The organism is Paucihalobacter sp. (assembly GCF_036825875.1).
GTDB lineage: Bacteria > Bacteroidota > Bacteroidia > Flavobacteriales > Flavobacteriaceae > Paucihalobacter.
Genome location: NZ_DAISXK010000026.1, coordinates 22333 through 37153 on the forward strand (window position 1 = coordinate 22333; position 14821 = coordinate 37153).

Sequence of the window (14821 nt, forward strand, 5' to 3'; positions counted from 1 at the left end):
TTAAATAATATTCTGATATTTTTGTTTACACAAAATGTTAAAACTCAATGCTAGTCAAATTTCTGAGTGGTTTTCAATGTATTTATCAAGCATTAAATTTGTTTGAGTTTGAAGTTTTTTCTGAAAAAAGTAAGTGTTTCCAAGCAACCAACCTTTAAATCCCATGGCTTGTTTCGCCCAATGCTGTAATATGAATTTGTCTCGGTGATTAATAATTTTTCTATCTTGAAATTGAAATGTGGCATGAATAGAATTGTGAACTTTTCGACCGGTTTTACTAAAGGTGTAAAAAGCTTCCCAATGTGCAGATCCTTCAAATTCGTTGGAAATAATGTTAGAGTATATAATTTTGAAGTCTTTATTTTTTTGAGATTCGCAAAGCATTCGCCACATATTTTTGGCGCGTTCTCCATTTAGTTCACCGAAGGCTGGATCCTGAAATTTTATGTTTTGATGGTAACAGCTTACCATTGTTTCAGCGTCTAACTTACTAAAAGCCTTGTAAAAAGTGTGAATGACTTGCTCCATCCCATAAAGGTAATATAAATTTAGAATTGGACATAAAAAAAAGAGGGCAGAACCCTCCATTTTCATTTATTTAAGACACAGTTTATTCACCTTCATCCATGGTGTGATATACGTTTTGCACATCATCGTCTTCTTCAATTTTCTCCAATAATTTTTCTACATCAGCCATTTCATCGGCATTTAATTTTTTGGTGATTTGTGGGATACGTTCAAAACCCGAAGATAATATTTCAATATCACGACGTTCTAACTCCGCTTGAATGGCGCCAAAACTTTCGAATGGTCCATAAATTAATATACCATCTTCATCGGCAAAAACTTCTTCAGCACCAAAATCAATCATTTCTAATTCTAATTCTTCAGGATCTATATCTCCTGCAGTTACTCTAAAGTTACAAGTATGATCAAACATAAATACGACTGATCCAGAAGTTCCCAAACTTCCATCGCATTTGTTAAAATAGCTTCTTACGTTGGCAACCGTTCTGGTGTTGTTATCGGTAGCGGTTTCAACTAAAATTGCAATACCGTGTGGTGCATAACCTTCAAATAAAACTTCTTTGTAATCGCCTTGATTTTTATCGGAGGCACGCTTTATGGCACGCTCAATATTGTCCTTCGGCATATTTACCGCCTTGGCATTTTGAATGACTGCTCGTAAGCGCGAATTGCTATCCGGATCTGGGCCGCCCTCTTTTACAGCCATTACAATATCTTTACCAATGCGCGTAAAGGCTTTGCTCATGGCAGACCATCGCTTCATTTTGCGTGCTTTTCTAAACTCAAACGCTCTTCCCATTTCTATTGATTTTTTACACTAAATTTATTATTAGAAATACTGTTTTTTTACCGGTACGAATTTAAATAATCTATTAATCGTTAGGTATGTGTTTTGCTAGAAAATTTTCGTTTACTATATTTAATTTTGTGATAATTCTTTGACGGTTATTATTGAGATCAGCATTTGTTTTATTGTAAGTTTTTACGGCTTTGTTAATCTCATTTACTTTTTTATTGTAACTGTCAACCTGCGCTTTGGTACGTTTTTTTTCTGGGGTCTTTTCAAGTGTTTCTTTAATGGTTTCAAAGGCTTCGTTTAAAGCTAAAAATTCAATTAATTTAGGCATTTCTTCATTAGCCTCTTTAATATAAAATTCAAATGCTCGTTGGGTGGCATCAATTATTGAACGGTCGTTTTTATATAAGTCTTGGGTTTTTAATATTTCAAGACCTTCTTTGGCAGACTCACTTAAAGCGTTGGCGTTTTGTTGAATGGCGCTCATGTCATTACGTTCAAGTGCATCCATTAAATAAGCTTCATTTATGCTTGCCTTAAAATGCAAAAGATGTAAAGCGTTGTAATGCTTAAAAACTTCACTGGAAATTTTCATTTTATTACCTAAATCCGATTCCGATTCAATGATGTTTATATTGTGGTTAGCAGCAAAAACTCTAAAATGGGTATCAAATTCTTCATAGGCTTCTTCCATTTTTTTATCGGCTAATTCTTGAGCGAGAATATAGGCTTCCATATAATCGTATGATTGTTCTGCTACTTCTTTTAAATCAATTATTTTTGCATAATCTTGTTTTAAAAGACTTTCATTTAAGCGCATATAAGTTAGTACCTGATTTTTGTATTCGTCACCATCAAATCCTTCAGCCTTTTCAATTTTAGCAATAGCTTTTTCTACCGATTTAACCAGAGTACTGCGTTTGGATTCAATTGCGCGGTCGCTTTTACTATGTGCTAAGGCTTTGGTGTATTTCCACATGTTTTTGGTAATGTTTTCTTGTTCTTCGGACACAAAATCTAAATACTGTGAGGCGTTTTCAAAATTTTGCGACTGCGTAGTGAGCGATAACGTAAGTAACAATAAAAGAAGGGTGTAGTTTTTTTTCATTTGTAAGTTTTAAATTGTGGTGATATTGGTTGTTATTTATAGGTTTAAATTTTAACAGGCTAATTTTCTACTCGTAAAAAGAATTAATTTTCTGCATTTAAATTGATTAAATCTTGCAATATATTATAGGCTTCTTCTATATAAATATCTGACGAAATATCTTTTAATATGTCACCGTTTAACAAGCGATTATTTTCATTGTATTGTAATAGTTCGTTGGTATCGGAACTGTTATTTGCTACCAGCTCTAGCTGAAACTCCGAAAGTCCATTAGTGAATTCCTGCCATTCATTTTTATAGGTTTCAAAATAATGAAATAGATTTTCAAGAGTAAGTGCATAATTGAAGTCTGGATTGATATAGTTATCTAAAATGGCTTTGTTCATTTTTTTAACCATTTCAAAACCTTTATGCGTTTCTAAGCGTTTGGAACTTTTAGATTGTAATGCAGATAAAGGCAGATTTTTAAGTGGTAAATGTTTTAAATTAACACTCACAGAATCGTTCAAAAGGGCATACTTGTTATACAATTCGTTCGTTTTAAAATTGTCATAAAGTGAAGGCAAATTAATATCTGGGATCACACCGATAGATTGATGACTTTTACCAGTAACGCGGTAAAAAGCCTCAATGGTCAATTTTACATAACCTAAATTGTTTTGAGCATCCAAAGGCAGAATAACTTGCGCACTAGACTTGCCGTGACTTGGTGATCCAATTATAACTGCGCGGTTATAATCCTGCATGGCAGCTGCAAAAAATTCCGAAGCCGAAGCACTGTAGTTATTAATAATAATGGCGATTGGCTTTTGAAATAGTGAACCTCGGTTTAAATCTTTAAGGGTAAATGTCTCACCGTTGCTGTATTTAAGTATTGATAGTGGTCCGCGATTAATAAACATTCCAGATAAATCTGCAGCTTCTTTCATCGAGCCACCACCATTAAATCTTAAGTCTAAAACAAGACCGTCAATATTCTCTTTAGATAATTTATACAATTCTTTAGCTATATCATTGGCCAAACCTAAGCCGTTTGGAGATTCCAAATCCGTATAAAAGCCTGGAATACTGATATAACCAATATTTGTATCTTGTTGAAGAACAAAACCAGTTACCGTATTTTCTTCATTTTTTAATTGGCCTTTAGTTAATTCAACTTCTTGAATACTTCCATTTTGCTTTTTAAGTTTAAAAATAACTGTTTGATTTTTTTCGTCATTTATAAAAGCTGCAACATCATCATTGGAAACACAGTAAGTTTCCAATATGTGTTTTTTTGATGTTAATGACTTGATAACATCATTGTTTTCAAAATTACCGTTTAAAGATGCTGCACTTCCTTGAGCAATATGGGCTATTACAATATCACCATCCTTATTTTTGGTGGTTGTAATACCGAAGCTTAAAATATTATTAGACACTGTGGCTTCGTACAAACTTTTATCAACCTCATTAAAAAATGTTGAATTCGGATCTTGATAACTGGTATAGGCGTTTAGAAATAATTCCTTTACTGTATTTTCTAAACCACTATTTTTTTGAAGTAATTCATCTAAAAGACAAATCTGTTTTTGAATTATTTTAGGTTTTAATTCTTTTTCTATCGTGCTAAAGTTTTTTTCCAAACTACTCCAAATGGAATCTTTATCGATGGCTTCGGAGATAATTAAGTAACGTAAATGCTTATTCCAATATTTTCTAATATCTAAGTCGTCTTCAAAATATTGAGTCTTACTTTTTGAAAAGAAGTATAAAGTATCCTTACCCGAATAGTCTAAGATTTCGTTATTTAGAGATTCTATAATGCTTTTGGAATGCAATATACGCTCTCGTAAAACCGTTGCGTATTTACTGATAAAACTACAATCATTCGCATTGATATAATCATCAATTTTGTATTCGTCCGCTTTGAAAAGGGCAATATCTTCATTGATAAAAATGGTTTTATTGACATCTAAAGCTTCAATAAATAAATCATAAACACCCTTGGAAAGGCTGTCGTTTAACAGCTTAGGTTTGAAATGAGATGTTTGAACTACTTTATTAAGTGCTGTAAGCTGCTTGCAAAACTGAACTTCCGATTGCGAAAACACCGTGATGCTCGAAATTATCAACAACCATGCTAATAAAAATAGTCTCATCTAATTTGAATCAGGTCGAAAAATATAAAAATATATTTTTAGATACTAATAAAATCTTTATTCTTCGACCTCAACAATTTGTTCAATAGCTTCTGCTAATTCGAAATCTTTTTCGGTTACACCACCAGCATCATGCGTAGATAGCGATATCTTAAGAACATTATAGGTGTTGCTCCAGTCTGGATGATGATTGAGCGCTTCACATTCAAAAGCAATTCGGCTCATGGCGCTAAAACAATCTTTAAAATTTTCAAATTCAAACTCGGCATAAATTGCATTATCAATAAATTCCCAATCCGGAAAGTGAAGTAATTTTTTTTCAATGATATCAGCTTCTAATTTTTTCATAATTTGTGTATTTAAAGTTTAGCTTAAAGGTACACAAATTGATTTACTTAGTAAGTTCTTCTATCACTTTATCGCTGGTAATCTGTAAATGTTTTGGCAATAAATTATATTTTGGTAGTACAGCCAAGTATCGCTCTTCGTTGGTTGTGTAAACGTGCTTAAATTTGGGTGTGGTTTTAAATCTTCTGGCAATTAAATCTTTCATGAAATCGTCGTGGTGCACCAAATCGGTGCTGCCAAGATGGAATACACCAAACTTATTGCGGTTTATAATGTAATGTATTTGTTGAGTGACTTTTTTATCTAAAGTAACATTCATTACCAGATTTGGAAATATTTCAATAGCTTCTTCCTTTTTTATTGAATCGTTAATTTCCTGAATACGCGGACATTGTAATCCGAATACCATAGGCAGTCGCAAAATAACCACTTGTTTTTTTGGAAGCCTTAGCAACATATTTTCAATTTTTATTTTGAAATGTCCATACACACTATGACTTAGGGTTTTGTCTAATTCATAACTTGGATATTTACTGTAGGCATCAAAAGCATTGGCCGATGATATAAATATAAACTTGCAGTTATTGAGCACTACATAGTCGGCAACATGCTGATGAATTATAGTTTGTAAATGAAAATCGCCACGCAAAGCAGAGATGATTATGCTGGGCTTACAAGCGTTTAATATTTCAACTATATCGTCTTCTTCAATGGCATATTGAAAAAAATGGTTGTTAGCATCAAAGTTTGAATTAGGTGTTCGGTAGGTCGCGAAAGTCTTGTAATACGATGATAATTCTTTGTAAATAGCGTTACCTAAAAAGCCGCTACCTCCCAAAACTAAAACTCTTTGTTTAATTAAATCATCCTTCATATACCAATCCCGCCTTCAATCATATTTATTTGTAGAAAGGAAGTTTCACCACAGTTGCAGGTGTCGCGTTTTTTCTTATTTGAATATTAATTTTATCGCCAAATTTGCTGAATTCTGTTGCAACATAGCCTAAGCCGATTCCTTTTTTCAAGGAAGGCGACATAGTACCTGAAGTAACTTTTCCTATTAAATTGCCATCTAAATCTACAATATCGTAACCACTTCTAGGAACACCTTTATCATCTAATTCAAAAGCGATGAGCTTTCTTTTTAAAACACCCTTTTTCTCTTTTGAAAGTTTAGCTGAATTATTAAACTCTTTAGTGAATTTCACAATCCATCCAAGGCCAGCTTCAAACGGAGATGTATTGTCGTCAATATCGTTACCATATAGACTATAACCCATTTCTAAACGCAAGGTATCACGTGCCGCCAAACCAATTGGTTTAATGCCAAATTTAGCACCAGCTTCAAAAACTTTATCCCAAATTTGTTTTACTTCGGTGTTTTTACAATATATTTCAAAGCCGCCGCTTCCAGTATAACCTGTTGCTGAAATAATTACATGTTCTATGCCTGCAAAATCTCCGATTACAAAGTGATAAAACTTAATGGCAGATAGATCATGACTCGTCAAACTCTGCATAGCTTCAACAGCTTTCGGTCCTTGGATGGCCAACAATGAATAATCGTCGGATAGGTTCCGCATGGTTGCACCAATATCATTTTTTGAACTGATCCAATTCCAGTCTTTCTCAATATTACTAGCGTTAACCACAAGTAAATAGGTGTCGTCTTTAATGCGGTACACAATTAAATCGTCCACAATACCACCGTTATCATTTGGCAAACAGCTATACTGAGCTTTGCCAACTGTTAGCAATGAAGCGTCGTTGGTGCTAACTTTTTGGACTAGCTCTAGAGCTTTTGGGCCTTCAATTAAAAATTCACCCATGTGACTCACATCAAAAACACCAACCGATTTTCGCACAGTTTCGTGTTCTGCATTTACGCCTTCGTATTGAACTGGCATGTTGAATCCTGCAAATGGTACCATTTTGGCGCCTAAAGCTATATGAGTTTCGGTAAGTGCGGTATTTTTCATATTTTGAATAAATTTATGGTTTTATAAGGTCCAAAAACAGTGCAAAAGTATCGAAATTAATCTGTTTTAAGGTGGTGGAAACAGCAATAAAAAAGTGTTAATTTTTTGTCTTTCGAAAACATTTGCAGATAATATTCTTAATTTTCGTCATCAAACAAAGGAACCTTTATGAAACAATTATTAATCGTCATTTTTTTCTTATTCATATTACCGAGCGTGTTTACCCAAAATGGCAAACCAACCGATTATTTATCATCCGAATTTCATAAAAGTAGGAGAGACGCGCTTCGTCAAAAAATGCCAGCAAATAGTGTGGCTTTATTTTTTGCGAATGCAGTGAGAAATAGAGCCAATGATGTAGAATACATTTACCACCAAGATCCAGATTTTTACTATTTAAGTGGCTATCGAGAACCACACGCTGTCTTGTTGATTTTTTCGGAGAACCAAACAAGCGCTTCTGGCGAAACCTATAATGAAATGCTGTATGTGCAACAGAAAAATGAAAGGATGGAGCAGTGGACAGGCGAGCGATTGGGCATTGAAGGCGCAAAAACCCAATTGGCTTTTGAACAGGTTTTTAATGGTGAAGATTTTTTGAATAATCCCATCGATTTTATGAGCTTCGACAAGGTGTTGTTTAAGGATTTTTTTGATGATTATCGCGATACTCGTGATCCTGCAGATTTATATAATTTAATAGCCCATTTCAAAAATCAAGTTGGGTTCAACATAGAACGCAATGTTTCTAACGAAACCCCGAATATCGAATTAAAACAACAAGGAACCATAACCCAGCGGGCAAATATTGATACGCGGACCATCAGTACCTATATGGCTTCACTACGAGAAATTAAAACCGATGACGAATTAAAATTATTAACCAAAGCCATAAGAATTTCAGCACAAGGTCAAATTGAAGTGATGAAAGCCATGAAACCAAACATGAGCGAAACTGAAATTCAAGGCATTCACGAGTTTGTTTATAAGAAATACGGAAGTGAGTTTGAGGGTTATCCAAGTATTGTTGGAGCAGGCAATAATGGTTGCGTTTTGCATTATATTGAGAATTCAAAAATGAATGTTGAAGGCGATTTAGTATTAATGGATTTAGGTGCTGAATACCGAGGTTATACGGCCGATGTTACCAGAACCATTCCATCGAGTGGTAAATTTTCGACAGAACAAAAATTAATTTACGATTTGGTATACGATGCTCAAGAAGCAGGTATTGCAACCTGTGTAGTTGGCAATAGTTTCAGAAATCCTGATAGCGCTGCTCGAAAGGTGATTAGTGAAGGTTTGGTAAAACTGGGCATTATTAAAAATGCAAGTGAGGCTGGTAAATATTTTCCACATGGCACCTCGCATCATATAGGTCTGGATGTTCATGATCCAGGATTGTATCAAAATTTTAAAGTCAATATGGTTTTAACCGTTGAGCCTGGAATCTATATTCCAAAGGGAAGCGACTGCGACGAAAAATGGTGGGGTATAGCCGTTAGAATCGAAGACGATATTTTAATTACCGAAAACGGTCCTGTCAACCTCTCAGCAGAAGCACCGAGAAAATCTGACGAGATAGAGGCACTGATGAAAGAAAAAAGTGTGCTTGACGGTTTTGTGTTACCGGACTTGGATTAACCAAATTCCTGCGAAAGCAGGAAACTCAGTTGTGGAAGTTTCAAATTTAGAACTCTTCACTTAGGTATAAGATAGAATTCAGTTAAATTCTTTTCTTTCACTTGGTTTTATAATCATTCTAAAAGACTGGTCTTTATTGATATAATATCCTAACCAGTTGTAAAGTGTGCGGAGTTTATTTCTAAAATTCACCAATCCCATAATATGAACAAAAATCCAAATGAGCCATGCGATGAAACCTTTTAAAAAATACTTATGTTTTGGAAAATCTACGACAGCCTTATTTCTTCCGATAATAGCCATTGAGCCTAAATCTTTATATTTGAAAGGCTTCCGTGATTCAGGGCTGATTAATAAATTTTCAGCTAATTGTTTAGCTTGTTGCAAAGCAGCTTGGGCTAGTTGAGGATGTCCATCTGGAAAATTTTCATCGCCTGAAACTATGGCACAGTCGCCCAAGGCGTAGATATTATCATAACCTTCAACCAAATTGTAAGCATTGGTTTTTAAGCGGTTACCTCTACCGTAATTGTTAGGTGAAAAACCATCAAACCTTTTAGCTGAAATTCCAGCTGCCCATATCAAATTTCTAGTAGGAATTTCGATACCGTTTGATAGTATAACGGTTTCATCCTTAAAATCTTTAACCAAGGTATTCAAAATAATGTTTACACCAAGTTTTTGAAGCTTATCATGCGTATAGACTTGCGATTTTTTTGACATAGAAGATAAAACTGCATCCTGCCCGTCTATTAAATAAATATCTCCCAAATCGTCGGCACGTAATTCAGGATAATCTTTGGTAAGAATGTTGGAGCGCATTTCTGCAAAAATTCCTGAAAGTTCAACACCTGTTGGACCAGCACCAGCAATTACGAAGGTTAATAATCTTTTACGTTTGTGAATGTCTTGTGTACGAGTAGCGCGGTCTAATCGCGTAAAAATCACGTTTCTTAAGGATAAAGCATCACTTATGGTTTTCATTGGCAAGCTTTTATCCTCAATGTTTTTGTTGCCAAAAAAGTTGGTTTCAACACCTGTGGCCATCACGAGTACGTCATACTGTAGCTCTCCATTATTCAGAATAATTTTGTTGTCCGAAGGCACTACTTCTTGCAATGATCCTAGACGAAAAAAGGCATTTTTATTATGTCTTAATATTTTTCGGAAGGGATAACTAATGGCCGATGGCTCCATAAAACCCGCGGAAACCTGGTACAATAGCGGCGGAAAAAAATTGTAATTATTGGTGTCGACTAAAATAATTTTGTAAAGATTGTTGTTGTGTAACCGTTTAATTAATTCAATACCAGCAAATCCTCCACCTACAACAACTATTACTTTTTTGTTTTCCATTTTAAAAAGATTTGAGTCACAAAGATAATTCTTGTGAAGCGAGATTCATTTTAATTTGGTTTAAGAATTAAAATTTTTATGGGAATGTAAAGAAATATGGTTTGAATTTTAGGATATGATAGTAAAGTTTTGCTTTTATTGTTAAATACTATTAAATCAGATAATTTTTATAAAGTTGATAACTTATCTGATTAATGTCTTTAAAAATAGTAACTAAAATTCCAAAACAAGGTTCATTCTATGTTCTTAATAGAAATGCCTTCAATTCATCATAACTTGATATCTGAATTGCCTTCTTCTTTTTATCCATTACACTTGCTATTTGCGGCGGTAAGTCTATGTTTTCTCTAATAGTTTCTTCAACCACGTCCAAGAACTTAGTAGGATGTGCGGTTTCAAGAAACACACAATGGGTGTTAGGATATTCTTTTAAATAATCCATAGCGGCCAAATAGCCGACAGCGCCATGTGGATCTGCAATATAACTATAATCAAAGTATAGCGTTTTTAAGGCTTCTCTGGTTGCATTATCACCATAACTTTTAGAGGATAAATTTTGTTTTAAATCAGCAAAATTATGTTTGTAAATTTCCTGAATACGCACAAAGTTGCTCGGATTACCAACATCCATAGCATTACTGATGGTAGCTATGGTAGGCTTGGGATGGTATTGTTCGGTTTCAAGATAAGTAGTAACAACCTTATTGCTATTGTTAGCGGCTATAAAATGCTGAATAGGTAGACCCAATTGTTGTGCCATCATACCAGCACATATATTCCCAAAATTTCCGCTAGGCACTGAAAAAACAATGTTTTTATGTTGTTTATGAAGTTGCTTATAAGCAAAAAAGAAATAAAACATTTGTGGCAACCAACGCGCCACATTAATAGAATTTGCGGAAGTAATCTGAATTTTATCAGTAATTTCAGAATCTAAAAAGGCACGTTTTACCATATCTTGACAATCGTCGAAAACGCCATCAACCTCCAAGGCTTTAATATTTTTCCCTTGGGTGGTTAATTGCTTTTCTTGAATATCACTCACTTTGCCGCTTGGGTAAAGAATAACCACTTTCACACCTTTTACACCCAGGAATCCATTGGCAACTGCACCGCCAGTATCTCCTGAAGTTGCCACCAAAACTGTAATATCTTTTGTGTTGTCGGTGTTAAAATAACCAAGGCATCGCGACATAAAACGTGCACCCACATCTTTAAATGCCATTGTTGGACCATGAAACAATTCTAAGGAAGAAATATGATTATTTATTGGCACAATCGGAAAATCAAAACATAGCGTTTCTTCAACGATAAGCTTTAAATCTTGCTCAGGAATTTCGGGTACAACAAACTGTTTGATGACCTCAAAAGCAATCTCGTTGTAAGAAAGCTCGTCAATTTTCTGAAAAAAGGAATCAGTTAACTTCAAAATGGTTTTTGGAAAATACAAGCCTTTGTCTGGTGCGAGACCTTTAACCACAGCTTCTTTAAAGCTTGCTATGGGTGCTTGTTTGTTGAGTGAATAGTAGTTCATTGTCGACTATATAAAAGTTGTCCTTATTTAAATGAATTTCACTGTGAAATTCTCCGCTTCTTTGCGAAACCTTTAGTTTGCAAAGTATAATTTTAGCCCAATCGTTACAAAACCTTCATGCCTTGAATATTGATTTTAGACACATGAGTTTCATAAGCAATGGTTGTTGCTTTGTACACCTTTCTAATTGCGGTCTCCACTTTTTTAGCCGTTTCTAGGCCTTCACTTAAAACAAAAATGGAAGGACCGGAACCTGAAATCCCCGAGCCCAGAGCTCCAGCATTTAAAGCGGTATTTTTCACCTCATGAAAATGAGGTATCAATTGACTTCTGTAAGGCTCAACCACAGCATCGTGCAAGGAACGTTTTAATAATTCGTAATCACTTGTATGCATGGCGTGAATAAGACTACCAAGATTAGCCCATTGTGCTATAGCATTTTCCATAGGAATGTGTTTTGGCAACATGGCTCGTGCATCAGCTGTTTTGATTTCAATTTGCGGATGAATAATGGTGGCAAATAAATTATCAGGGGCTGGTATTTCTAAAATTTCTAAAGGTTTTAAGCTTCTAACCAGAGTAAAACCGCCAAAAATAGCTGGCGCAAGATTATCGGCATGCTCTGCTTGACTGGCAATGGCTTCACCTTTCATGGCAAACTTTGTGAGTTCTGTTTTATTGAATGGTTTACCTAGCAATTCGTTAATGGCAAATACACTTCCAGCGGCACTGGCGGCACTGCTGCCGATACCACTTCCGGGCATGATTTTTTTATGAATTTCAATTTCAAATCCGAAGTCTAAATTTAAAGACTCTACCAAAGCCTTAGCTGATACACCAGCAACATTTTTATGGGTTTCAAAAGGCAAATCAAACCCTTCAATTTTTGTAATGTGTATGCCTTTTTTTGGTGTTGTATTAACTACCATTTCATCGCCAATGGTATCTAGGCAAAACCCTAAAACATCAAAACCGCATGAGACGTTAGCTACGGTTGCAGGTGAAAAAATACGTATATCTTGTGCTTTAAATTCCAAAAAAAAATGATGATTTTAAGTTAATTGTATTAGTTTTTTTATTAATTCATGATGATTAATTACCGACTTCCAACCCTTATAATATCCGCAAATAATCCAGATGCAGTTACATCGGCACCAGCACCAGCTCCTTTAATAATCATTGGTTGTTCTGGATAGCGATGTGTGTAAAACATCACAATATTATCTTTTCCTTCCAAATTATAAAACGGATGACCTAGCTGAATTTCCTTTAATCCAACACTTGCCTTGCCATTATTAAATTCGGCTACATATTTTAACTGACAATTTTTTGATTGTGCCGATTGGTATAATTTTTGAAAATGCGCTTCATCATTTATAAGTGTTGTGTAAAAATCATCAACACTGTCACTATTCAAATTTGCTTCGGTTAGAAACGATTTGTTGGCGATGTCTTCTATATTCATTTCGCATCCGCTTTCCCTTGCTAAAATCAGAATTTTTCGCGCTACATCTACACCGCTTAAATCAATTCGTGGATCTGGTTCTGTATAACCTTCAGCTTGGGCCTGTTTAACAACATCATGAAACTTGGTGCTGTCATTAAAATTATTAAATACAAAGTTTAAACTTCCAGATAAAACGGCTTGAATAGAAGTGATTTTATCGCCTGAAGCAATCAAATTATTCAATGTATCAATAATTGGTAATCCTGCGCCAACATTTGTTTCAAATAAATAAGGGACGCTGTATTTGCGCGATAGTGTTTTAAGCGTTTTATAGGTTTCGAAGTTACTTGACGCGGCTATTTTATTACAAGCCACTACCGCAATACTTTGTTTAAGATAAGCAGGGTACATCTCAGCCACGGCTTGATTTGCCGTAATATCAATAAAAATACTATTGCGTTTATTTATAACAATAATTTGATGTAAAAAACCTTCTAAAGTTGCGGGTTGACCTTTTTCAAGTAAAGTTTTCCAATTAGTAAGGTTGATACCATCTTCGTCAAAATACATTTTTCTCGAATTGGATATGCCAATGACTCTAAGATTGATGTGGAGCTGATCTTTTAAAAATTTTCGCTGTTGATTTATCTGAAGAATAAGTCGTTCACCAACATTTCCAACGCCAGTAATAAATACGTTTAATTGTTTGGTTTTTTCTTCAAAAAATGATTCGTGAAGTGCATTTAGTGCTTTTTTAACATCTTTTTCAGCGATAACCGCTGAAATATTACGTTCGGATGCACCTTGGGCAATGGCTCTTACATTAATATTGTTTTTTCCTAGTGAGCTAAACATTTTGCCACTTATGCCTTGGTGGTTTTTCATATTGTCACCAACCAAAGCTACAATTGAAAGACCTGTTTCAACAATAAGCGCATCTAGTTTTTTCAAAGATATTTCATACTCAAAAGTTTTATTGATGGCTCTTGCAGATTGCAAAGCATCATTGGTCGATACTCCAAAACAAATGGAATGCTCTGAAGACGCTTGGGTTATAAAAATAATATTAATTTTTTCCTGTGCCAAGGTTTCAAACAAACGCTTTGAAAACCCTGGAATACCCACCATGCCATTTCCTTGTAGCGTTAATAAAGCTATGTTATCTATATTACTGATGCCACTCACGCTGTTTTTACCATTATTCACGTGATTGGTAATAAGTGTGCCGTTAGCCTCTGGATCTAAAGTATTTTTTATGAGAATAGGAATATTCAAATTTAAAGCAGGTTGCACTGTTGGCGGATATAAAACTTTCGCGCCAAAATGAGATAATTCCATGGCCTCTTGATACGATAAACGCTCAATTGGAAAGGCCTGTTTTACCAATTTCGGGTTGGCCGTAAACATACCACTCACGTCGGTCCAAATTTCCAGTTGATTTACTTCTAATGCTGCGGCAATAATAGCAGCCGTGAAATCGGAGCCACCGCGACCAAGCGTTGTAAATTCTCCATCTTCCGATTTCGAAACAAAACCTGGTAAAATAGTGATGGCCTTCGGTGCTTTAAAATAGTTACGGATATTGGCGTTGGTTATTTCATAATTCACTTCAGCTTTTGTGAAATCAGAATTGGTGACAATTAATTCCTGACTGTTTTTTCGAACCACATCAATAGCTCTGTTTTGCATCGTTTCCGTGATAATATAAGACAATAAAAGTTCACCATAACTGACCAGTTTATCAGAGGTCTTTGGTGATAATTCGTTAATAAGAAAAATACCATCTAATAATTTTTTTAACTGGCCGAGTTGTTCTGCTAAATAGGTGTTAAGTGAATTTTGAGTTGTTGGATTTAATTCGGAGAACAATTGAAAGTGACACGTCTTTATTATTTCGAACCCTTCGTTGTAAGATTCATCACCTAATTGCGCTAATCTCC

Annotated in this window: 11 protein-coding genes and 1 pseudogene; 1 reads left to right on the plus strand and 11 read right to left on the minus strand. The window is 34.9% G+C overall.

The window, feature by feature from the left end:
* Positions 1–54: 54 nt before the first annotated feature.
* From V7Z48_RS08875 to gcvT, 7 genes are all read right to left on the minus strand, one after another.
* Positions 55–528, minus strand: coding sequence for a nuclear transport factor 2 family protein (locus V7Z48_RS08875; RefSeq protein WP_334113055.1), 474 nt, complete (start codon positions 526–528; stop codon positions 55–57).
* A gap of 82 nt (positions 529–610) precedes the next feature.
* A complete protein-coding gene (locus V7Z48_RS08880) occupies positions 611–1327 on the minus strand; it encodes a YebC/PmpR family DNA-binding transcriptional regulator (protein ID WP_334113056.1) in 717 nt (238 codons plus the stop codon).
* Positions 1328–1400: 73 nt separating this feature from the next.
* Entirely contained in the window at positions 1401–2432 is a 1032-nt protein-coding gene (locus V7Z48_RS08885) for an LIC11966 family surface protein (RefSeq protein ID WP_334113057.1), read from the minus strand.
* Positions 2433–2515: 83 nt separating this feature from the next.
* Entirely contained in the window at positions 2516–4573 is a 2058-nt protein-coding gene (locus tag V7Z48_RS08890; protein WP_334113058.1) for a S41 family peptidase, read from the minus strand.
* Between the two features lie 57 nt (positions 4574–4630).
* Positions 4631–4921 (minus strand): 4a-hydroxytetrahydrobiopterin dehydratase, encoded by a 291-nt coding sequence (locus tag V7Z48_RS08895; RefSeq protein ID WP_334113059.1) that lies wholly within the window; start codon positions 4919–4921, stop codon positions 4631–4633.
* A gap of 43 nt (positions 4922–4964) precedes the next feature.
* Complete coding sequence (locus V7Z48_RS08900; RefSeq protein WP_334113060.1) at positions 4965–5795, minus strand: sugar nucleotide-binding protein; 831 nt, start codon at positions 5793–5795, stop codon at positions 4965–4967.
* 25 nt (positions 5796–5820) lie between these two features.
* Entirely contained in the window at positions 5821–6900 is a 1080-nt protein-coding gene (gcvT, locus tag V7Z48_RS08905) for a glycine cleavage system aminomethyltransferase GcvT (RefSeq protein WP_334113061.1), read from the minus strand.
* Positions 6901–7068: 168 nt separating this feature from the next.
* On the opposite strand from gcvT, the gene V7Z48_RS08910 reads away from it, so the two are divergent.
* Positions 7069–8544, plus strand: coding sequence for an aminopeptidase P family protein (locus tag V7Z48_RS08910; protein ID WP_334113063.1), 1476 nt, complete (start codon positions 7069–7071; stop codon positions 8542–8544).
* 78 nt (positions 8545–8622) lie between these two features.
* Here the strand turns inward: V7Z48_RS08910 and V7Z48_RS08915 are convergent, their stop codons facing one another.
* The 4 genes and pseudogenes from V7Z48_RS08915 to thrA form a co-directional block, all read right to left on the minus strand.
* On the minus strand, positions 8623–9900 hold the full coding sequence (locus V7Z48_RS08915; protein ID WP_334113064.1) for an NAD(P)/FAD-dependent oxidoreductase: 1278 nt from the start codon (positions 9898–9900) through the stop codon (positions 8623–8625).
* A gap of 238 nt (positions 9901–10138) precedes the next feature.
* Positions 10139–11434, minus strand: coding sequence for a threonine synthase (thrC, locus tag V7Z48_RS08920; protein ID WP_334113065.1), 1296 nt, complete (start codon positions 11432–11434; stop codon positions 10139–10141).
* 104 nt (positions 11435–11538) lie between these two features.
* A complete protein-coding gene (locus tag V7Z48_RS08925; RefSeq protein ID WP_334113066.1) occupies positions 11539–12471 on the minus strand; it encodes a homoserine kinase in 933 nt (310 codons plus the stop codon).
* 59 nt (positions 12472–12530) lie between these two features.
* Positions 12531–14821 (minus strand): annotated as a pseudogene (gene thrA, locus V7Z48_RS08930) (bifunctional aspartate kinase/homoserine dehydrogenase I); the annotation flags it as partial.